We start from the raw sequence: 19975 nt of genomic DNA, 5'->3' as shown, positions 1-19975 counted from the left end.
CGATGCTGAAACTCGTCCTCCGCTTCGTGAAGACCGACGATCGCGCGCAGCTCGCGCGTGCGCTCGGCTGGCTGTACGGCTTCGTTCGGCCGCACCGGCTCGCGATCGCCGGTCTGCTCGCGCTGTCGGCCTGCGCATCGCTGCTCGCGCTCGCGCAACCGTGGCTCACGAAGGAGCTGATCGACCGCGGGCTGGTAGGCAAGGATTTCCGGATGCTCGTCGCGATCGCGTTCGCGATGGTGTTCGCCGGCTTCGTCGGTACGCTGCTCGGTGGCATTAACCGTTATCTGCATACGCGCCTGTCCGGCCGCGTGCTGTTCTCGCTGCGCAGCGCCGTCTACGCGCACCTGCAGCGGCTGTCGCCGTCGTTCTACGGACAGCGCCGCCTCGGCGACCTGCTGTCGCGCCTCGACGGCGACGTCGCCGAGATCCAGCGCTTCGCGCTCGACGCGCTGTTCTCCGCCGTGTCGAACGTGATCGGCCTCGTCGGCACGCTGGCGCTGCTCGTCACGCTGTCGTGGAAACTGTCGCTCCTCGCGTTGCTGTTGATTCCGTTCGAGATCCTGTGGCTGCGCACGATGCGTCGCAAGGTCGAGCGCGATGCGCGTTCGGTGCGCGAAGGCGCGGCTGACGTGTCGTCCTTCCTCGTCGAGACATTGCCGGCGATGAAGTTCATCCAGGCCGCCGGCCGCCAGCGTACGGAACGGGCACGGCTCGACGGCCTCGGCGATCGCTATATGGCGCGCCTGCTGAAGCTGCAGGTCACCGAGTTCATCACGCAGTCGGTGCCCGGCACGCTGACGTCCCTGTCGCGCGCGGGTGCCTTCATCGTCGGCGGCTACTGGGTGATTCGCGGCGACTGGCCGCTAGGCTCGCTGATCGCGTTCTCGAGCTATCTCGGGATGGCGATCGGCCCCGTGAAGAGCCTGCTCGGGCTTTACGTCGCGCTGCAGCGGATGACGGTCAGCCTCGGCCGCGTGATGGAGCTGCAGCACGCGCCGGTGGCCGTTCAGCCGCCGGCCGGCGCGCGTGAGCTGCCGCCTCGCGGCGATCTCGAATTCGTCGACGTGTGGTTCGCGCACGACGAGCGCACGCAACCGGTGTTGCGCGGCGCAAGTGCATGTGTGCCGGCCGGCAGCAAGGTCGCGTTGACCGGGCTGTCGGGCAGCGGGAAGTCCACGCTGATCGACCTGATGCAGCGCTTCTACGACCCGCAGCGCGGCAGCATGCGTATCGACGGGATCGATCTGCGCGACGTCGATCTCGACGCGTTGCGCCGCCACGTCGCCGTCGTCAGTCAGGACATCGTGCTGTTTCGCGGCAGCCTCGCCGACAACATCCGCTATGCGGCGCCGCTCGCGACGCACGACGACATCGTACATGCCGCGCGCGCCGCGCAGCTCGACGAACTGATCGCGACGCTGCCCGGCGGGCTCGACGGACCGGTCGGCGAACGCGGGCAGCAACTGTCGGGCGGCCAGAAGCAGCGCATCGCGATCGCGCGCGCACTGCTGCAGGCGCCGGCGATCCTCGTGCTCGACGAAGCGACATCGGCCGTAGACGAAGCGACCGAGCGGCAGGTCATCGCGCAGATCGACACGCTGTTCGGCGACCGCACACGCATCCTCGTCAGCCACCGTGCATCGACCCTCACCGGTGTCGACCTGCATTTCGAACTTGCGGACGGGCAACTCGCGCGGCGCACGCACCGGGATGTCGCGCATGCCTGACGATCGGGCCGTGCGTGTCGGAGTCGTCGACAGCGGCTATCCGTCGTCGCTGAGCGGACGCGTCGTCGACGCGCGGCGCTTCGCGTTCGACGATGCGTCGGTGGTTCAGGCCGCTGCCGTCGAATCCGACCGCATCGGTCACGGCAGCGCGATCTGCACGACGATCGCGGCCGCCGCACCCGATGCGGCGCTGGTCGTCGCACAGGTGTTCGAAGCGCGCGGCGTGACGAGTGCCGCTCAGATCGCGCACGCAATCGGCTGGTTGCTGACGCAACGCATCCACGTAATCAACCTGAGTCTCGGCCTGCTCGCCGATCGCGACGCGCTTCGCGATGCATGCGCGGCCGCTGTCGCGCAGCGCGTGACCGTGTTCGCATCGAGCCCCGCGCAAGGCGCGCCGGTCTTTCCGGCCAGCTATCCGGGTATCGTGCGCGTCACGGGCGACGCGCGCTGCGCGTCCGGCCAATGGTCGTGGCTCGACAGCGCACAGGCCGACTTCGGTGCGGTCGTATCCGGCGGCTCACCGCACGCGCCGGCCGGTGCGAGCATCGCGTGCGCGGCGCTCAGCGGCCTCGCCGCACGCTGGTTGGCGCGCCATCCGGATGCCGATACGGCGGCACTTCTCGATCATCTGCGCACGAACGCCGCCTACGTCGGCGTCGAACGGCGCACGCACGCGTCATGAGCCGCGCATCGATCGTCGTGCTCGGTGCGGGGCCGGCCGGTGCGGCCGCCGCGCTCGGCCTCGCACGGCTCGGCTATCCCGTCGCGGTCGTCAGCGAATGGCGACACTTCGATGCGGTCGAAGGCGTGTCCGACCGCGTGCTGCAGGGGCTGCGGCATGCCGGGCTCGTGCAGGCCGCCGCATGCGCATTGCCGCCCTGTGCCCGCACGACGTGCTGGAACGGCCACACGCGCACGCTCAATCACGAACACCTGATCGATCGCCGCCGCTTCGACGCGGCGCTGCGCCGCGATCTCGCCGACGCAGGCATCGCGGTGCACGAAGCGACCGTCCGCTCGGTGCAGGCGGACGGCGACGGCCACGCGATTCGCATCGACACGCCGGGCGGTGCGCAAACGCTGCAAGCGACGTTCGTCGTCGAGGCGCGTGGCCGGCTCGCGCCGCTCGCCCGTGATGCGATTCGTGGACCGCGGACGCTCAGTCTGCTGAACGTGTGGCAACGCGCGCCGGGCGAAGCGGCGTCCGCGATCGAGAGCTTGCCGGACGGCTGGGCGTGGATGGCACGCCTGCCCGATGGCCGCTGCTACTGGCAAGCGACGCTCGACGTCGCGACCACGACGCTGCCGCTGCGCGATGCGCTGCCCGCGTGGTGCGCAACGCTGCGGCAAACGCGATTCGCGCGCGACTTCTTCGGCGCGAACGGCCTGGCTTCCGGCACCGATGCACGCGTGTACGCGCGCACCAGCAGCGCCACACTGTGCGGCGACACCGGCGGCCCGAACTGGCTGCGCGTCGGCGACGCGGCGATGGCCGTCGATCCGCTGTCCGGAAACGGCATCTTCCAGTCGCTGTCGTCCGCGCTTCAGGCGCCGGCCGTCATCCATACGCTGCTCGCACATCCCGAACGCGCGACACTCGCGCTGCGCTTTCACGCGCGGCGCATCAACGCGCTGTTCATGCGCTTCGCACGGATCGGCCGCGACTTCTACGCGCTCGACACGCAATGGACCGATCGGCCGTTCTGGCACGCGCGCCGCGCGTGGCCCGACGATGCGCCGTTACATCGCGCGCCCGATTTCGACGCGCTCGCGATCGAGCGGGCCCCCGTGATCGACGGCGACACGATCGCCGAAGCCGACGTCGTCACGAGCCCCGACCAGCCGCTCGGGATCTGGCATCTGCAGGGCATTCCGCTCGCGCCGATCGTCGCGGCGTTGCGGGAACGACCGGTCGCGCAGGTGCTGGCGGCGTTCACGCCGCCGCAGGCCGCGCTCGTGCGGCGCTGGCTCGAAACGCAGGGATATCCGTTTGCGCGCGCCTGACGCGCGATTTTCCGCCTCCTTCTCCCGCCACGTCCACGCCGTCTTGCCGCGACCTCCGCGTCGCGACGCGCGTCATTTCGTCCGCGCGATCCCGCATCGGGTCTCGCGTCTCAACTTGAGACGCGGCCTGCGACAGGCGATGCGAATTGCTACGCGATTTGCGCGCGATCAAGCGCGATTCGGCAGCCACATCCAAATGAAATGGAACGCAGAGAGCGCATCGCGGTCTTGAAACGGGTGATGGCATGCCATCTGCTTATGGAAGGTCACGCGCCGCTTGCGCCGCGCGCCGGACCATCGCCCGTTTCATCTTTCGAGCCCGAACATCACATGAAAAAAGCACGCTTCATCCTGTCGGCAGGATTCCTGATCGGTTGCGCGAACGCGCATGCTCAAAGTTCCGTCCTGCTGTTCGGCGTCCTCGACGAAGGGATCAACTACACGAGCAATGTCGGCGGCAAGTCGTCATGGCAGATGGCGAGTGGCGATCTCGCGACGAGCCGCTGGGGCATCAAGGGCAACGAGGATCTCGGCGGCGGATTGCACGCGATCTTCGATCTGGAAAGCGGCTTCGCGGTCGAAAGCGGTCAGTTGGGCTACGGCGGCCGCCTGTTCGGCTTCCAGTCGTACGTCGGGCTGCAGTCGGACCGGCTCGGCACGCTGACGCTCGGCCGCCAGTTCGACACCGTCGCCGACACGATCGGGCCGCTGACCGCGAACGGCAGCTGGGCCGGCTTCCTGTTCTCGCATCCGCTCGACAACGACAACACCGATGCGTCGTTCCATGCGAACAATGCGGTGAAGTACACGAGCCCCGCATTCGGCGGCTTCTCGGGCACCGTGATGTACGGGTTGAGCAACTTGGCGGGCGGCTTCGCGCGGAACCGGATGCTCGGTGTCGGCCTGAACTACACGTACCAGACGCTGTCGGTGGCCGCCGTCTACGAAAACATGTCCCACCCCGGTGCCACGACGGGCGGCGCACTCACGCCGGACGACACGGATTTCGTCGCGGGCAACCAGAAAATCTACGGGATCGGCGCGAACTACGGAATCGGACCAGCGACTTTCGGCGCCGTCTATTCGCACGTGAACGTCGGCCAGCCCGATGCATCGCTGTATGCGGGCAGTCTCGGCCTCGCGAATGCTCGGCTCACGTTCGACAACTTCGAAGTCAACGCGAAGTACAACGTCACGCCGGCCTTCCTCGTTGGCGGCATGTACACGTACACACGCGGCGGCCTGAATCAGGCAGGCGCGAAATCGTCGCTGCACTGGAACCAGTTCGGCGCGATGGCGCAGTACTTCTTGTCGAAGCGCACGTCGGTCTATACGCAGGTCGCGTATCAGCTGGTCGGCGGCAGTGCGAGCGGCACGCCGCTCGACGGCGGGCTCGTGCCCGGTTCGCCCGGTGCATCGTCGAACGGCCATCAACTCGTCGCGCGCGTCGCGATGAATCACACGTTCTGATCGGGGTCGCCGCGCGCCGTGCCGCGAATGGGCGCGGCACGCGCGACGCTCAGAACCCCTGCATCGTCACCGTCGGATCGACGACCAGATGGACGACGCCGTAAATCACCGCGCCGACCAGCACCGCGAGCACGATCGCGACGAACGGCAGCAACGTGAAGTTGACGTTCGCGAGATCGGACGCGTGCGCCTTGCTGTTTCGCACGCCGAAGAAACTCCACAGAACCAGGCGGATCATGCTCAACAATTTCATGATGTTGCTCCTTTTCTCTATCGGTTGACGCTATCGTCGATCCGACCGGTCTTCGGAAAAAGAAGCAGTTGCGCGCGGATTGTGCGCAGCACGCGCTGTGCGACCGTGTGTCGCAGCATTGTCGCACGCACGTCAACAATCGAGCACGAGCGGCACCGCGGCCCCTTCGGCAGGCCGCGCGACGCACAGCAGCGCGCAGCCGGGTTCGACCGGCGCATCGTGCGTCTGCACGTAATCGACCGCGCCGGACAGCACGCGCGTCGCGCACGTGCCGCACGACCCCGCCCGGCACTCGGACGGCACGGCCACGCCCTGGCCTTCGGCGAGTTCGAGCAACGTGCCGTCGGCGGGCGTCCATTCGGTGTCGCGCGCCGAGCGGCGGAACACGATGGGCATGCTTGCCACCGCCGGTGCGCTCGCCGCGCGGCTCGCGTGGCGCGCGATGCTCGACGGCCCGAACGCCTCGAAGCGGATGCGCTCGTCCGGCACGTTCAGCGCGCGCAATCCGTCGTACAAATCGCGCATGAACGCGGACGGCCCGCACAGGTAGAAATCGTAGTCGTCGAACGGCAGGATGCGCTTCAGTTGCGCGATGTCGATGCGGCCCGGTCTCGCCGCGCCGTCGCGCCGCGGCCGGCTGTCGAACCAGTGCAGCGACACGCGCGCGTCGGCGTCGGCAATGCGCGTCAGTTCCGCTGCAAATGGCCGGTCGGCCGAGTCGCGCGCGCCGTGCACGAACACGATGCGACGCGATGCGTCGCCGTCGGCGAGCGCGCGGCGCAGCATCGCGATCATCGGCGTGATGCCGATGCCGGCCGACACCAGCACGGCCGGACGCGGACTCGCGATGTCGAACGTGAAGCGGCCGCGCGGCATCTTCGCGTCGAGCGTCATGCCTGCACGCGCATGATCGTGCAGCCAGGCAGATACGCGTCCTTCACGCTTCACGGTGATCCGGTAACCCGGTGCGCCAGGTGCATCAGACAGCGTGTAGCTGCGGATCGCCGGCGCATCTTCGTCAGGCAGCGCGATGCGCAGCGTCAAGTGCTGCCCGGCTTCGTACGCCGGCAACGCATCGCCATCCGCCGGTTCGAAATGAAACGAGCGGATCGCGCGCACCTCGTCGACGATCTTCGCGATGCGCAGCGGACGCCAGCCGGAGGGCGATGAGGATGCGGGTAGGGATGCAGGCGCAGGTGCTGATGTGGACGCGGATGCGGCCTGCATACCAGCCCCCGCCATCGCCGCGAATTGCGGCGCCCGCTCGACCGCCGACCACCGGAACGGCAGCACGCCGCGCATGCGCCGCACTTCGCGCACATGAAACCGCACGACCCGCTGCGCGCCGTCGAACGACGCGACGAGCGCCCCGTCCCATACAATCTCCGCCCGCGCGGCAACATACAGCAGATCGCCGCTGTCGAAATCGACGAACAGCAGCCCCGCGCGCGGATCGTGCTGCAGGTTGCCGAGCGTATTGAAGAAGCGATTGCCGCTGAAATCCGGCGTCGTCAGCGTGTGCGCGTCGTCGACGCGCACGAAGCCCGGCATGCCGCCGCGATGCGACACGTCCGCCCCGCGCGCGGCGCCCGCGTCGGCCGACGTGTTCGCACTCGCGACAAAGAACGTATCGGCCTGCGCGAGCAACGCGCGATCCGCGTCGCTCAACCGGTCCGACACGGCGGACACGCCGGCCGCCCCGGCTTCACGCGCGACGAACACCGGTTTGCGGCCCTGGATGTATTTCGCACAGTTGCCGAAGCTCTGCTCGACCGCGATCGTCAGCCCGCCGTCGTCGGCCGCGCGCACGACGCCGTTCACGCGATTGCGCCGGCGCGTATCGAACTCGATCCCGAGCCCGCCGAGCGGCGCACCGGGCTGCCACGCGCCGGCCAGCGGATCGCCTGGCAGCGCATCGCCGTCGATGCGCAGCGTGCGCGCGTCCGGCGTCGTCACGAAGCCGGGCGTCCCGACACGCAGCGTCGCCCATGGCTGGCCGTGTGCATCCACGCCGCCGAGCACGAAGAACGGCAACTGCGCGAAGAAGGCCCGGTGCTGGTCCGGCATGAAGCGGCGAATCCCGCGCCGGCCGGCGGTGTCCGCGGCCTCCGTCACGCCCGCGCGCTGCTGCACGGCAAGCTCGCCCGCATGAAACGGCGCAACGTCGAGTTCCCAGCCCGGTACGGCGGCGGTCGGCGCGGTCATCGCGTTCTCCCGGTAAAGGCGCGGCTTCGCGTCAGGCGGCAAGCAGGCCGGCACGGGTCGGCGGCATCGCGACGAAGCCCGGCAGCGCCTCGACGCGCGCGAGCCACGCGCGCACGTGCGGATACGGCTCGAGCGACACACCGCCTTCCGGCGCGTGCGCGATGTACGTGTAGGCGGCGATGTCGGCGATCGTCGGCTGCTCGCCGGCGGCGAACGGCTTGCCGGCGAGTTCCTGGTCGATCGCGGCCAGTATCTTTGCAGCGGTGCGCTTGGCCGCGTCGTGGTCGAGCGGCGCGCTGAACACGGTGACGAGCCGCGCGGCCGCCGGCCCCGATGCGATCGGCCCGGCCGCGTACGACAGCCAGCGCTGCACGGTCGCCGCGCCGGCGGCATCGTCGGGCAGCCAGTGCGCGTCGCCGTAGCGCTTCGCGAGATAGACGAGGATCGCGTTCGAGTCGGCGAGCACGGTGCCGTCATCGTCGATCACCGGCACCTGCCCGAGCGGATTGAGCGCGAGAAACGCCGGTTCGCGCTGCGCGCCGCCGGCGAGATCGACATCGACGGTATCGAACGGCAGCCCCAGCAGCGACAGGAACAGCCGGACGCGATGCGCATGCCCGGACAGCGGGAACGAATAGACGCGAACCGGGCGGGCAGGCTTGCTGGCGACGGACATGAAACACTCCTGGATCTCGCGCCGCCGGGAATCGGCGACGAACGGCTCCAGCGTAGCGCTCGCCGTCGATGCCCAGAAGACGGATAATCGCTGAAACATTATCCGCTTTCATAGGACAATCACCGATGGCCGATCTTCGCGACGTAAACCTGAACCGGCTGGCGATCTTCGTCGCAGTGGTCGATGCCGGCTCGCTGACGGCCGCAGCCGAGCGGCTCGGCCTCGCGAAGACGGTCGTCAGCACGCACATGCAGCGCCTTGAATCCGAGGTCGGCGCGAACCTGCTGGTACGCACCACGCGACGGCTGAGCGTGACCGATGCGGGACGCGCGTTCTACGACGCGTGCCGCGACATCGTGCGCGCGACCGAAAGCGCGCTCGATGCGGTATCGTCCGACTCGGCGCCGCTGCGCGGCACGCTGCGGGTGAGCGTGCCGATCGACTACGGCGCGCTCGTCGTCGCGCCGGCCGTCGTCGCGCTGCGCGACGCACACCCCGGGCTCGACGTCGAACTGATCGCGAACGATCGCGTCGTCGATCTCGTCGCCGACAATCTCGACGTCGCGATCCGCATCGGCCGCCTCGCGGATTCGAACTATCGCGCGGTACAGCTCGGCGAGTACGAGAAATGGCTGGTCGCGAGCCCGGCGTTCGTCGCGCGGCACGGGCTGCCGCGTGCTCCGGACGCGCTCGCCGCACTGCCGTTCGTGATGCTGTCGACGCTGTCGCGCCCGCAGACGCTCGAGCTCGACAGCGCGCACGAAGGCAAGGCGTCGGTGCGCTGCGTGCCGCATTTCGTGTCGAACACCGCGACGGCGTGTCGGGCGATCGTGCTGGCCGGCGGCGCATTCGGACTGCTGACGGATTTTTCGACCGCGGACGACGTCGCGGCCGGGCGGCTCGTGCGGCTGCTGCCCGCGTGGCGCTCGGCGCGCGCCGGGATTCATGCGGTGTATCCGTCGACGCGGCTGCCGTCGCCGAAGGTGCGGGCGTTCATCGATGCGATGAAGGCGCGGACCGGCGAGACGGCGGCTCGGCCACGCTCGATGCGTTCCAAGCGCGCGGCTGGCTGAAACGCATGGCGGAATGCTTGCGCCGCGTGGTCTTTCGGCATCCCGACGACTCGCCTGCCCCGATCGTCAATGCGCCGCCATCAGCCTTCTCTCTCCTTGACGATTCGGCCGCGTGGCTCTTGAGATAGATGACCGGCTTGTCTCACGTTGAAAATTTCATGAAACACCCCTCCGCGGCCACCGTCCGTCACATGAACTTCACGTAGCACTCCTTCCTCTCGACCTCTTCGCGCTTGAATCCTCTGTCGGCCATGCACGAAGCGTACTCGTCCGGCAGCGGCTTCAGATTGAAGATCCGCCGGTCGATCGCGGTGGGCAGGCCGTGATCCAGTTCGTCCTGTGCCTCTTCGCAAATCGCCTTGGCGAGGCTGGTCTTCAAAGGCTCCCCGGTGATGATGTTTCGGATCTTTTCATATTCCCCGCTCTTGCAGGCCGCAATGGCATCCTGAAGGTGTCGCGTGTAGATGGCATCGCGACATCGATCGCCTTCCTGGTCCGCATTCCTGAATATCGCCGCGAGCGTCTGCGATTTCCACCTGGTTTCGTAGCGCGTCGTCTCGCTGAACGGCCAGCAGCCGCAGCCCGTCAGCATCAGGACAGAAGCCCCCAGCCCAGCCCACGCCGTACGGCACAACCATCGGTTCCGTGCTTGCATGAATTCCTTGTTATCGATTATCGGCACTACGCGATCGCAGGCAGCCGGCCCGGCGCCCGCGTCCCGTCTATCCAGTCGTCTGCAACGTTCCCAGCAGCACCTTCCTGCAACTCGCGACCATCTGCGCCTCCGGGTCGCGATACCCGGTGAGCAGCCACGCCGCGCCGACGTTCGTCATCGCGCCGACCAGCGCGAGCCCGACGAGCCGCTGCTCGGTGCGCTCGGCAGGCGTCACGGCCTCGCGCGCCGTGCCGATCGCCATGATCAGCTTGCCGAAGTCGATCAGCATCCGCTGGTACGTCATGTCGGTATCCGCGCTTACGCCCATCACCTCGAGCAGCAGCACGCGCGCCGCGCACGGGTCGCGCAGGAAGCCGAAGAACGCGGCGAGCCCCACGTCGATGCGCTCGCGCAGATCGCCGCCGCGCTCGGCCACCGCACGCGCGACCGCGTCGTGCAGTTGCTGCGCGTGATGCAGGTAGGTGCAGCGCAGCAGATCCTCGGTACTGTCGAATGCCGCATAGAAATAGCGGTCGTTGAGCTTCGCTTCCTGGCAGATCGACCGCACGGTCGCCTTGCGGAAGCCGACGGTGCCGAACACGCGCGTCGCCGCGCGGATCAGCGCATCGCGCCGCTCGGCGGCCCGCACCTCGGGCGCCACGCCGCCATACGCCCGGCCCCGTTTTTCCGTTTCGAGTGCTTTCTCCATTTCGCTATTTGACATCAGGACACCCGAAAACTAAAGTGGTGACGAATAACACCACAATAGGCGCGCCGCCGACGCAGCACAAGCGGAACGGGAGGAACGACGAATGAAGGGGTTTTCCGGCAAGGTCGCCGCGATCACGGGCGCCGGTTCGGGCATGGGCCGCAGCCTTGCGGTCGAGCTCGCGCGGCGCGGCTGCGAGGTCGCGCTCGCCGATGTCAACGACGTCGGGCTCGCCGGCACGTCGGCCGCGTGCGCGAAGCACGGCGTGCGCACGAGCACGCGGCGGCTGGACGTCGCCGACCGCGATGCGGTGTTCGCATGGGCCGATTTCGTGCGCGCCGAACACGGCAAGGTCAATCTGATTTTCAACAACGCCGGCGTGTCGCTGGCCGCGAGCGCCGAGACCGCGCGCATCGCCGATCTCGAATGGATCGTCGGCATCAACTTCTGGGGCGTCGTGCACGGCACGCAAGCGTTCCTGCCGCATCTGCGCGCGTCGGGCGACGGGCATGTGATCAACACGTCGAGCCTGTTCGGGCTCGTCGCGATGCCGACGCAGAGCGCGTACAACGCGACCAAGTTCGCGGTGCGCGGTTTCACCGAGGCGCTGCGGATGGAGCTCGAACTCGACGGCGCGCCTGTGAGCGCGACCTGCGTGCATCCGGGCGGCGTCGCGACCAGCATCGTCGACGCGAGCCGCGTCGACACCAGCATCCACGCGCTCACGGGCCAGGACGAAGCGACTCATCGCCGCCAGGCGAACCGCCTGATCAACGCGACAACGGCCGACGATGCCGCGCGGCAGATCCTCGCAGGTGTCGAGCGCAACGCGCGCCGCGTGCTGGTGGGCGCGGATGCCCGCCGACTCGACAAGCTCGCCCGCCTGCTCGGCGCCGGCTACCAGCGGCTGGTGCTGCGCCACGTGCGCCGCGCCCGCGCACGCAATCTCGAACGCACTCATGCCTCGGCCGCGCTCCCGACCACACCGACCGAGGATCCCGCATGACCTCGACGACGACCGACCGGCGCGACGCGCCGTCCGCCTGCGGCGACGGCCGCGACCTCGACGTGCTGATCGTCGGCGCCGGCCTGTCCGGCATCGGCGCCGCCTATCACCTGAAAAAGCGCTGCCCGTATGCGAGCGTCGCGATCGTCGAGGCACGCGACGCGATCGGCGGCACGTGGGACCTGTTTCGCTATCCGGGCGTCCGTTCGGATTCCGACATGTTCACGCTCGGCTACAGCTTCCGCCCGTGGCACAGCGACAAGGCGATTTCGGACGGCCAGACGATCCTCGACTACATCCGCGATACCGCGCGCGCATACGGCATCGACAAGACGATCCGCTACGGCCAGAAGGTGGTCGCGGCCGACTGGGATTCGAACCGCGCGCGCTGGACGGTGCGCATCGAGCGCACACGGGACGGCGCGGTCGACACGCTGATCTATACGTGCCGTTTCCTCTACATGTGCAGCGGCTATTACGACTACGACGGCGGCTACCTGCCCGACTGGGCCGGCATGGAATCGTTCGAAGGCCGAATCGTTCATCCGCAGCACTGGCCGAAGGACCTGCCGTACGCGAACCGGCGCGTCGTCGTGATCGGCAGCGGCGCGACGGCCGTCACGCTGGTGCCTTCGATGGCGGCCGATGCGAAGCACGTGACGATGCTGCAGCGCTCGCCGACCTACATCGTGTCGCTGCCCGCGCGCGACAAGATCGCGAACGCGTTGCGCCGCGTGCTGCCGTCGCGCCTCGCGCACCGGGTCGTGCGCATGAAGAACGTACTGCTGACGATGTACCTCTATAACGTGTCGCGCCGCAAGCCCGAGCGGACGAAACAGTTCATCATCCGCGCGGCCGGCAAGCAGCTCGGCCCCGACTTCGACGTCGCGAAGCACCTGACACCGCGCTACATGCCGTGGGACCAGCGCGTGTGCCTCGTGCCGAACGGCGACCTGTTCAAGTCGATCCGTGCGGGCCGCGCATCGATCGTCACCGACGAGATCGAGCGCTTCACGCCAACCGGCCTGAAACTGAAGAGCGGTCAGCAACTCGACGCGGACGTGATCGTCACCGCGACGGGGCTGAAGGTGAAGATGCTCGGCGGCGCGCGCGTCACGGTCGACGGCCGCGCGGTCGATCTGCCGCAGACCGTGTCTTACAAGGGAATGATGTACAGCGACGTGCCGAATCTCGCGTCGTCGTTCGGTTACACGAACGCGTCGTGGACGCTGAAGGCCGAGCTGATCGCGCGCTACGTGTGCCGGCTGCTCAACCACATGCGCGCGAACGGCTACGACACCTGCGTGCCGCGGCTCGGCGCCGGCGATCTCGGCGACGTGCCGGCGGTGAACCTGAGTTCGGGCTACATCCAGCGCGCGGCCGGCATCCTGCCGAAGCAGGGGCATCGCAAGCCGTGGAAATTCCACCAGAACTACGTGCTCGATCTCGCGTCGCTGAAGTTCAGCGGGCTCACCGATTCCGCAATGCAGTTCGAACGCCGCGCGAAAGCCGGCCCGGCGGCCGCGCCGGTTGCCGAACCCGTACTCGAAACCCGTTGAGGCCGACATGAGCCATACGCTCCACCTGATCCAGAACGTGCTGCTCGGCGTCGTCGCGGTGCTCGCCGCGCTCGCGCTGTTTTCCGGCTACGTCGCGCGCCGCGTGACACGCGCGTTTCCGCCCGAAGGCCGCTTCGTCGACATCGGCGGCGACCACATCCATTACGTCGAATACGGCAGCGGCCCGCCGCTCGTGTTCGTGCACGGGCTTGCCGGCCAGTGGCGCAACTTCGCGTACCTGCCGCTCACGCGGCTCGCGCAGCACCATCGCGTGATCCTCGTCGATCGGCCCGGCGCCGGCCGCTCGCTGCGCGGCGCCAGTTCGCAGGCCAACGTGTTCGCGCAGGCCCGCACGGTTGCCGCGTTCATTGATGCGCTGAAGCTCGATCGGCCCGTGCTCGTCGGCCATTCGCTCGGCGGCGCGATCGCGCTCGCGGTCGGACTCAACCATCCGGAGCGCGTGAGCCGGCTCGCGCTGATCGCGCCGCTGTCGCATGAGCAGACCGAACCGCCGGCGCCGTTCAAGCCGCTGATGCTGCCGTCGCCGCTGGTGCGCCGCTTCGTGTCGTGGACCTTCGCGATCCCGCTGACGATCCTGACCGGGCGCAAGGCCGTGAACCAGGTATTTGCGCCGGAAGCCGTGCCGCGCGACTTCCCGGTGAAGGGCGGCGGCCTGCTCGGGCTGCGGCCGCACGTGTTCTACGCAACGGCGACGGACTTGCTGTCGGCGCCCGTCGACCTGCCCGCGATGGAGCGCCGCTACGCGGACCTCTCGCTGCCGGTCGACGTGCTGTACGGCCGCGCCGATCCGATCCTGAACTGGCGGACGCACGGCGAGGCGCTCGCGCAGAAGTCGGCGCGCGTGCGGCTGAAAGTCGTCGAAGGCGGCCACATGCTGCCGGTCACGATTCCGGACGCGACGGCGGACTGGCTGCTCGAAGTCGCCGCCGCGCCGGTCGACGCGCCGGCGCAGGGCGCGCACGTCGCGCATTGATCGTCAACGGGCCTGCCGGGCGCGATGCGTCGCGGGCCGGTCAGGCTTCGTCGTCGGGCAGCGACAGGCCGAGCTCCGCAATGACCTCGCGCGCGTTGCGGAACGCCTCGACCGCCGCCGGCGCGCCTGCGTACAGCGCGCTGTGCAGCAGCACCTCGCGGATTTCGACGAGGCTCGCGCCGTTGTTGAGGGCGCCACGCACGTGGCCCTTCAGTTCCGTGCCGCGGCCGAGCGCGGCCAGCATCGCACAGGTACAAAGGCTGCGCGTCTTCAGGTCGATCCCGCCGCGCTGCCATGTGCTGCCCCACGCGTGCTCGTTCAGCCAGTTCTGCAACGGACGCGAAAAACCGTCGAGGTCGCGCATCGCGCGCTCGACGAATGCGTCGCCCATCACCTCGGTGCGGCGCGCCTTACCCTGTTCCCTGTCCTGTTCACTCATGTCGTGTCCTGTCTGAAGTCGTGGCCGGCTTCGTCGTCGCGGGCGGCCGGATGGGTCCACGTCATGTTCGCGGCGCGCGGGCGTTTCGTCAAAGAAAGCGCCCTCGGGTCGTGGCCGGCCACGTCGCACGGGCAACGTCGGATCGAACGCTACGTAACATCCGGGCCGGCGTTACGGTTCCTTACGGGAACATCACGGCGAACCCGTCGGCGCATCGGATGCGCCCATCTCGCGAAACCACCATTCCTCCGTTTAAATCGCGCCGATATTCCCGATTCCCGCAACAAAGCGCTGGCGCATTGCGCGGAATATGTCATGGCGCGGAATTTGCAGTAATCGGCCCGACACAACTTCCAATGTCGAGGCCACCATGCACCATTACTTGAAGAAGACGGCGGTATCGCTGGCCGTCCTGTCACTGCTCTCACTGTACGGCTGCGGCTCCGTCGACGGACCGGTCACGCCGTCGATCAAGCCGAGCACGTCGGGCAGCGGCGGTAGTTCGGGGACGTCGGGAACCTCTGGTACTTCGGGTACTTCCGGTACTTCGGGCACCTCCGGCACGTCTGGCACCTCCGGTACGTCAGGCACCTCCGGTACGTCGGGCACCTCCGGTACGTCGGGCACTTCCGGCACCTCGGGCACTTCCGGCACCTCGGGCACCTCCGGCACGTCTGGCACCTCCGGTACGTCAGGCACCTCCGGTACGTCGGGCACTTCCGGCACCTCGGGCACTTCCGGCACCTCGGGCACTTCCGGCACATCAGGCACCTCCGGTACGTCGGGCACCTCCGGTACGTCGGGCACTTCCGGTACGTCAGGCACCTCCGGTACGTCAGGCACCTCCGGTACATCAGGCACCTCCGGTACGTCGGGCACTTCCGGCACCTCGGGCACTTCCGGTACGTCGGGCACCTCCGGCACGTCTGGCACGTCTGGCACGTCTGGCACCTCCGGTACCTCCGGTACGTCTGGCACTTCCGGTACGTCTGGCACTTCCGGTACGTCGGGCACCTCCGGCACGTCAGGCACCTCCGGCACGTCAGGCACCTCCGGTACGTCGGGCACTTCCGGCACCTCGGGCACTTCCGGTACGTCGGGCACGTCGGGCACTTCCGGCACGTCGGGCACTTCCGGCACCTCAGGCACCTCGGGCACCGGCGTCACCCCGCTCGGCAATGTCCTCCAGCAAACCGGCACGCTCGTCACGGCACTTGGCACGACGGTCGCGAACGGCGGGTCGCAGATCGGCGGCGTGCAAGTTCCGGGCACGAACCCGACGACGGCCACCAGCATCGGCAACGCCGTCACCAGCCTCGGCAACGGCGTGCAGTCGCTCGGCAACGGCGTTGCGGCCGGCCTCGGCTCGATCGGCGTGTCGCCGAACCCGCTCGGCCCGACGCTCACGTCGGCCACCGGCCTGCTGACCGGCGCCGGCGGCGCGGTCAACAACCTTGGCAACGCGGTGACGAGCCTCGGCACCGGTCCGCTGTCGCCGCTCGCGCCGGCGACGACCCTGGTCGGCAGTCTGGTCAACACGGTCGGCACCGCGGTCAACTCGACCGCATCGGCACTGAATACCGCGCTGAACAGCGCGCCGGTCCAGCAACTCGAAACGCAACTCGGCAGCGTGATCAACCCGATCACGAACACGCTGACCGGCGGCGTCACGACGCCGGGCGCCACGCAAACGCTCGGCGGTGCAACCATGCTCGGCGCCCCGCTCAACAGCCTGCTGAGCACACTCGGCAGCGGCCTCGGCCTCGCCGGTTCGCAGATCGGGAGCGCGACCGGCAACCCGGTCGGCACGAGCGCCGGCAACAGCGTGTCCCAGCTCGGCAACACGGTGGCATCGGCCGGCGGCCTGCTGTCCAGCGGCAGTTCCAGCAGCGGCACCAACCCGCTCGCACCGATTACCGGTCTGCTCGGTACGCTGACGGGCGGACTCGGCGGCGGCAGCAGTTCGAGCGGCTCCGGCGGCACCAGCGGGACGAGCGGCACCAGCGGCGGCCCGCTCGCGCCGATCACGGGCCTCCTCGGCACGGTGACGGGTGCACTCGGCGGCCTCGGTTCGAGCGGTACGGGCGGCACCAGCGGTACGAGCGGCACCAGCGGCACCAGCGGCTCGGGCATCGGCGGCCTGCTTGCACCGGTCACCGGCCTGGTCAACGCGCTGACGCCGCTTGGCGCAAGCCTCACCGGCACGGTCACGACGCCGGGCGGCAGCCTGACCGGCAACCTGGGCGGTGCGCTGACGAACGGTCCGGTCGGCACGCTGACGGGCTCGCTGACGTCGCCGGCCGGCGCGCTCGGCGCGGTCGGCACGGCCAGCCCGGCCGGTGCGGCCGGCACGGCGACGACGCCGTCCGGCAGCGGCGCCGTCACGGCCGGCCTCACGGGCAGCTCGAACGGCGGCACCACGGCTGGCGCGACCAACCTGCTGGCACCCGTGACGAACCTGCTCGGCGGCCTGCTCGGCGCCACGCCGAAGAAGTAACGCTTCACCTATCAGAACCACAGGCCAATGGCCGGGCACATTCCAATCCAAAGCCCGGTCGACGGCCGGCGCCACCCGCCAAGCGGGGGCGCCGGCCCTCATCCCGACGAGGATCCAATCATGAATTCCACGCTCGACGGCATCGCCGCGGTCCAGGACCGCCCGCCCCGTTCCGCCACGCCATTCCGCGCCGGCCTGCTCGGCATCGCGGCCGGTCTCTTCGCGCTGTGGATCACGCGCGACCAGCCGAACCTCGACGCGGCCGCGCGCGCAGTCATCGCAAGCCTTGCGATCATCGGCACGATCGCGCTGCACGAAATCCTCATCTCGCGCGTCTACCTGCGCCCGAGCGCGGGCCTGTCGCGACAGGCCGTACGCCCGCTCGGGCTCGCGCGCGTCGCGACGCGGCTCGGCGCGCTGACGTCGATCTACGCCGGCATCGGCATGATCTACTGGCTGCTGCCCGAATATCACGGCACGTTCTATCTGCCGTTCTGGTCGCTGCTGCGCTCGCTCGCGCCTTACGTGATCGTCGCCGCGCCGTTCTACTTCGCATGGATGGATCGCCACCAGCGCGAAACCGACGACGCGTACCTGCTGTGGGGCCGCTACGTGTTTCGCCGCGAGAAGCCCGCGAGCTGGCAGCCCGTGCGCGAGATGCTCGCCGGCTGGGGTGTGAAGGCATTCTTCCTGCCGCTGATGACCGTCTATCTGTCGAAGGACGCCGATCATCTGAGCGCGTCGCTCGCGAACGCGCTGCACGCGCCGATGACGCTCGCGACCTTCGTGTTCCTGTACGACCTGTCGTTCACGATGGACCTGATGTTCGGCACCGTCGGCTATCTGTGCACGTTCCGCATCCTCGACAGCCACGTGCGCACCGTCGAGCCGACCACGCTCGGCTGGGTCGCCGCGCTGATGTGCTACCAGCCGTTCTGGTCGCTGATCTCGAACAATTACATCCGCTACGAAGGCTCGCTGTTCTGGGACAACTGGCTGTTGTCCGCGCCGACGCTGCGCGTGATCTGGGGCGCGGCGATCATCCTGCTGCTGATGACCTATGCGCTGTCGACGATCTCGTTCGGACTCCGTTTCTCGAACCTCACGAACCGCGGGATCATCACGTCCGGCCCGTATCGTTTCACGAAGCATCCGGCGTACATCACGAAGAACCTGTCGTACTGGATGGTCTCGGTGCCGTTCGTCGAGCCGCTCGGCTGGCAGGTCGGACTGATGCACTGCGCAGGGCTCGTCGCAGTCAATCTGATCTACTACACGCGAGCGAAGACCGAGGAGCGGCATTTGATGCGCGATCCTGACTATCGTGCGTATGCGGAGTGGATCGCGCAGCATGGGCTGTTCGCGCGAATCAGGCACGCGTTCGGGGGGCGGCAGGCGGGGTGAGGCAGCGACGGGCAGCGGGCCGTCGGCAGGCGCGGGGCATCACATCGGCGACTGCCGTCGAGCATGCTCCGGACGCTGTAATACAGCGCTGCCGCCCCTGTCATCATGACGACGGCGCCCGGACGAAGCAGCGCAACACGCCCCGATTCGACACGAACCGCCGGGCGACGAACGCCGACAAGCGACTTCGACACATCCGCCCCTTGCGACCAATTGTCGCGAAACACCGCGATTCTCCGCGTTTCGTCGCTTTTCTCCGTCAGTCCGATTGCCCGCCCCGTGCCCGTCGCGTATGGTGCTGACCGTCCGCGCGCCTGTCGCCCGGACCTCCGACCGTCGTCCCGCACGACGGCCGCGCGGGCCGTGCCCGCCATCACCGTCTCCGCGGCACAGCGTTCGGCGCCGCGCATTCATGAGGAGACAGGCGTGATTCACAAAGTCCTGATCCTGTTCGCACTCTGCATCGCGGGCCTCGCCGCGATCGCCGCCGGTTTCCAGCACATCCCCAGCTGATTCGCGGCCCCGGCTCGCTCGCCGAGCCCGGGGGCCGCTGCCATTTTTTTCCGTTTGCGATGATCCACTTTCTCGATGCGCCCGGGACGGGCGCCTTTTGCCATGCGTATCGACGTACAGCATTCCCAGCAAGACATCGACGATGAACTCGACACGCTCCACGCGCGTCTGCACCAGCCGGGCCATCGCCTGCACGGCCTGCCGGCCGTCGCGCTCGGCGATTCGGGCCTGATCGTCCGCCATCGCGAGGCCGACGGCGAATACTTCCTTTACGTCGAGGATCCGTCGGCCCGGCAGCTCGCCGGCTACACGATCTTCAACCGGCTCCCCGAACTGCCGCGCCGCGCGGACCGCTACCTGCGCGCGCCGCACACGCGGCTGCGCGGGTCCGCGCAACGCAAGGGGCTCGCGACGACGCTGTATCGATGGGGGCTCGACGCTGGCCTGTGCCTGATCAGCGGCGCACGTCAGTCGGTCGGCGCGGCGCAGCTATGGACCGCGCTCGCGCATAACTACCGGCACGGCTTCGTCGACGTCGAAGGCCGCGCGCTGCGCTATCTCGGCGAAGCCGTCGCGGACGACGTATACGGTGCGCTGCATACGCGCCGGCTGTTGCTCGGCAACGGATGGACACTCGGCGACCTGGCACGCGCAACCGGGATGATCGACACGCTTGCAGCGGCGCGTCAGGACGTGAAGTTTCCGCGGGAAGGACGCGAATGGCATCACCTGCGCCGTGTCGCGAACGCGCGTCCCGGCGCTCGCGCACCGATGCGATAATCCAT

At 68.5% G+C, this 19975-nt stretch carries 19 protein-coding genes; 12 read left to right on the top strand and 7 right to left on the bottom strand.

The genetic code is table 11. From position 1 onward, the window contains the following. Window positions 1-2: 2 nt before the first annotated feature. The 4 genes from WI26_RS17210 (at window position 3) to WI26_RS17195 (ending at window position 5207) form a co-directional block, all read left to right on the top strand. Window positions 3-1730 carry an ABC transporter ATP-binding protein gene (locus WI26_RS17210; RefSeq protein ID WP_069226629.1) on the top strand — a complete coding sequence of 576 codons (1728 nt, stop codon included), beginning with the start codon at window positions 3-5 and terminating at the stop codon, window positions 1728-1730. Then, window positions 1723-2415, top strand: a complete 693-nt coding sequence (locus tag WI26_RS17205) for a S8 family serine peptidase (protein WP_069227763.1) — start codon at window positions 1723-1725, stop codon at window positions 2413-2415. The genes WI26_RS17210 and WI26_RS17205 overlap by 8 nt, the downstream gene beginning before the upstream one ends. Then, the gene (locus WI26_RS17200; RefSeq protein ID WP_069226628.1) at window positions 2412-3737 is read left to right on the top strand and encodes an NAD(P)/FAD-dependent oxidoreductase; all 1326 of its coding nucleotides are present in this window, start codon (window positions 2412-2414) and stop codon (window positions 3735-3737) included. Before WI26_RS17205 ends, WI26_RS17200 begins: the two co-directional genes overlap by 4 nt. A 330-nt stretch (window positions 3738-4067) precedes the next feature. Further along, window positions 4068-5207: a porin gene (locus WI26_RS17195; protein WP_069226627.1), complete on the top strand. Its 1140-nt coding sequence runs from the start codon at window positions 4068-4070 to the stop codon at window positions 5205-5207. 49 nt (window positions 5208-5256) lie between these two features. On the opposite strand, the gene WI26_RS17190 is transcribed toward WI26_RS17195, so the two are convergent. The 3 genes from WI26_RS17190 to WI26_RS17180 form a co-directional block, all read right to left on the bottom strand. Next, the gene (locus WI26_RS17190) at window positions 5257-5460 is read right to left on the bottom strand and encodes a DUF2970 domain-containing protein (protein WP_059510474.1); all 204 of its coding nucleotides are present in this window, start codon (window positions 5458-5460) and stop codon (window positions 5257-5259) included. 132 nt (window positions 5461-5592) lie between these two features. Beyond that, on the bottom strand, window positions 5593-7665 hold the full coding sequence (locus WI26_RS17185; RefSeq protein WP_069227762.1) for a pyridoxamine 5'-phosphate oxidase family protein: 2073 nt from the start codon (window positions 7663-7665) through the stop codon (window positions 5593-5595). Window positions 7666-7696: 31 nt separating this feature from the next. Then, window positions 7697-8341, bottom strand: coding sequence for a glutathione S-transferase family protein (locus tag WI26_RS17180; RefSeq protein WP_059594270.1), 645 nt, complete (start codon window positions 8339-8341; stop codon window positions 7697-7699). Window positions 8342-8466: 125 nt separating this feature from the next. On the opposite strand from WI26_RS17180, the gene WI26_RS17175 reads away from it, so the two are divergent. Continuing rightward, on the top strand, window positions 8467-9414 hold the full coding sequence (locus WI26_RS17175; protein ID WP_059466018.1) for a LysR family transcriptional regulator: 948 nt from the start codon (window positions 8467-8469) through the stop codon (window positions 9412-9414). Window positions 9415-9601: 187 nt separating this feature from the next. On the opposite strand, the gene WI26_RS17170 is transcribed toward WI26_RS17175, so the two are convergent. Both WI26_RS17170 and WI26_RS17165 read right to left on the bottom strand, forming a co-directional pair. After that, window positions 9602-10069: a hypothetical protein gene (locus WI26_RS17170; RefSeq protein ID WP_069227761.1), complete on the bottom strand. Its 468-nt coding sequence runs from the start codon at window positions 10067-10069 to the stop codon at window positions 9602-9604. Window positions 10070-10136: 67 nt separating this feature from the next. Further along, complete coding sequence (locus WI26_RS17165) at window positions 10137-10793, bottom strand: TetR/AcrR family transcriptional regulator (RefSeq protein ID WP_069226626.1); 657 nt, start codon at window positions 10791-10793, stop codon at window positions 10137-10139. A gap of 88 nt (window positions 10794-10881) precedes the next feature. Here WI26_RS17165 and WI26_RS17160 point away from each other — a divergent pair, with 88 nt between their 5' ends. The 3 genes from WI26_RS17160 to WI26_RS17150 are packed head-to-tail and all read left to right on the top strand — an operon-like array spanning window position 10882 to window position 14337. Further along, window positions 10882-11784, top strand: a complete 903-nt coding sequence (locus WI26_RS17160; RefSeq protein WP_069226625.1) for an SDR family NAD(P)-dependent oxidoreductase — start codon at window positions 10882-10884, stop codon at window positions 11782-11784. Further along, the gene (locus tag WI26_RS17155) at window positions 11781-13343 is read left to right on the top strand and encodes a flavin-containing monooxygenase (protein WP_069226624.1); all 1563 of its coding nucleotides are present in this window, start codon (window positions 11781-11783) and stop codon (window positions 13341-13343) included. Before WI26_RS17160 ends, WI26_RS17155 begins: the two co-directional genes overlap by 4 nt. Before the next feature lie 7 nt (window positions 13344-13350). After that, on the top strand, window positions 13351-14337 hold the full coding sequence (locus tag WI26_RS17150; protein ID WP_059466023.1) for an alpha/beta fold hydrolase: 987 nt from the start codon (window positions 13351-13353) through the stop codon (window positions 14335-14337). Window positions 14338-14377: 40 nt separating this feature from the next. Here the strand turns inward: WI26_RS17150 and WI26_RS17145 are convergent, their stop codons facing one another. Together WI26_RS17145 and WI26_RS33335 are read right to left on the bottom strand one after the other, a co-directional pair. Then, the gene (locus tag WI26_RS17145; RefSeq protein ID WP_069226623.1) at window positions 14378-14776 is read right to left on the bottom strand and encodes a carboxymuconolactone decarboxylase family protein; all 399 of its coding nucleotides are present in this window, start codon (window positions 14774-14776) and stop codon (window positions 14378-14380) included. Between the two features lie 378 nt (window positions 14777-15154). Continuing rightward, window positions 15155-16087, bottom strand: a complete 933-nt coding sequence (locus WI26_RS33335) for a highly repetitive protein (RefSeq protein WP_069226622.1) — start codon at window positions 16085-16087, stop codon at window positions 15155-15157. On the opposite strand from WI26_RS33335, the gene WI26_RS33330 reads away from it, so the two are divergent. From WI26_RS33330 to WI26_RS17125, 4 genes are all read left to right on the top strand, one after another. Continuing rightward, window positions 16032-17273 (top strand): collagen-like triple helix repeat-containing protein, encoded by a 1242-nt coding sequence (locus tag WI26_RS33330; protein WP_069226621.1) that lies wholly within the window; start codon window positions 16032-16034, stop codon window positions 17271-17273. The genes WI26_RS33335 and WI26_RS33330 overlap by 56 nt on opposite strands. A gap of 120 nt (window positions 17274-17393) precedes the next feature. After that, a complete protein-coding gene (locus tag WI26_RS17130; protein WP_059509558.1) occupies window positions 17394-18677 on the top strand; it encodes an isoprenylcysteine carboxylmethyltransferase family protein in 1284 nt (427 codons plus the stop codon). 363 nt (window positions 18678-19040) lie between these two features. Then, on the top strand, window positions 19041-19190 hold the full coding sequence (locus WI26_RS32250) for a hypothetical protein (protein ID WP_155768785.1): 150 nt from the start codon (window positions 19041-19043) through the stop codon (window positions 19188-19190). Window positions 19191-19292: 102 nt separating this feature from the next. After that, window positions 19293-19970: a histone acetyltransferase gene (locus tag WI26_RS17125; RefSeq protein ID WP_208604143.1), complete on the top strand. Its 678-nt coding sequence runs from the start codon at window positions 19293-19295 to the stop codon at window positions 19968-19970. Window positions 19971-19975: the final 5 nt, after the last annotated feature.

Source organism: Burkholderia diffusa, assembly GCF_001718315.1.
Classification (GTDB): domain Bacteria; phylum Pseudomonadota; class Gammaproteobacteria; order Burkholderiales; family Burkholderiaceae; genus Burkholderia; species Burkholderia diffusa_B.
Note: the sequence above shows the minus strand (reverse complement) of the source record. Positions and strands in the feature narration are given on the sequence as shown.

What these genes read in the sequence shown, in the direction of transcription:
- WI26_RS17210 (WP_069226629.1), top strand. Translation starts at nt 3, where the DNA reads ATGCTGAAACTCGTCCTCCGCTTCGTGAAGACCGACGATCGCGCGCAG.
- WI26_RS17125 (WP_208604143.1), top strand. Translation starts at nt 19,293, where the DNA reads ATGCGTATCGACGTACAGCATTCCCAGCAAGACATCGACGATGAACTC.
- WI26_RS17130 (WP_059509558.1), top strand. Translation starts at nt 17,394, where the DNA reads ATGAATTCCACGCTCGACGGCATCGCCGCGGTCCAGGACCGCCCGCCC.
- WI26_RS17185 (WP_069227762.1), bottom strand. Translation starts at nt 7,665, where the DNA reads ATGACCGCGCCGACCGCCGCCGTACCGGGCTGGGAACTCGACGTTGCG.
- WI26_RS17180 (WP_059594270.1), bottom strand. Translation starts at nt 8,341, where the DNA reads ATGTCCGTCGCCAGCAAGCCTGCCCGCCCGGTTCGCGTCTATTCGTTC.
- WI26_RS17155 (WP_069226624.1), top strand. Translation starts at nt 11,781, where the DNA reads ATGACCTCGACGACGACCGACCGGCGCGACGCGCCGTCCGCCTGCGGC.
- WI26_RS17145 (WP_069226623.1), bottom strand. Translation starts at nt 14,776, where the DNA reads ATGAGTGAACAGGACAGGGAACAGGGTAAGGCGCGCCGCACCGAGGTG.
- WI26_RS17165 (WP_069226626.1), bottom strand. Translation starts at nt 10,793, where the DNA reads ATGTCAAATAGCGAAATGGAGAAAGCACTCGAAACGGAAAAACGGGGC.
- WI26_RS17160 (WP_069226625.1), top strand. Translation starts at nt 10,882, where the DNA reads ATGAAGGGGTTTTCCGGCAAGGTCGCCGCGATCACGGGCGCCGGTTCG.
- WI26_RS17190 (WP_059510474.1), bottom strand. Translation starts at nt 5,460, where the DNA reads ATGAAATTGTTGAGCATGATCCGCCTGGTTCTGTGGAGTTTCTTCGGC.
- WI26_RS17200 (WP_069226628.1), top strand. Translation starts at nt 2,412, where the DNA reads ATGAGCCGCGCATCGATCGTCGTGCTCGGTGCGGGGCCGGCCGGTGCG.
- WI26_RS17170 (WP_069227761.1), bottom strand. Translation starts at nt 10,069, where the DNA reads ATGCAAGCACGGAACCGATGGTTGTGCCGTACGGCGTGGGCTGGGCTG.
- WI26_RS17205 (WP_069227763.1), top strand. Translation starts at nt 1,723, where the DNA reads ATGCCTGACGATCGGGCCGTGCGTGTCGGAGTCGTCGACAGCGGCTAT.
- WI26_RS17175 (WP_059466018.1), top strand. Translation starts at nt 8,467, where the DNA reads ATGGCCGATCTTCGCGACGTAAACCTGAACCGGCTGGCGATCTTCGTC.
- WI26_RS17150 (WP_059466023.1), top strand. Translation starts at nt 13,351, where the DNA reads ATGAGCCATACGCTCCACCTGATCCAGAACGTGCTGCTCGGCGTCGTC.
- WI26_RS17195 (WP_069226627.1), top strand. Translation starts at nt 4,068, where the DNA reads ATGAAAAAAGCACGCTTCATCCTGTCGGCAGGATTCCTGATCGGTTGC.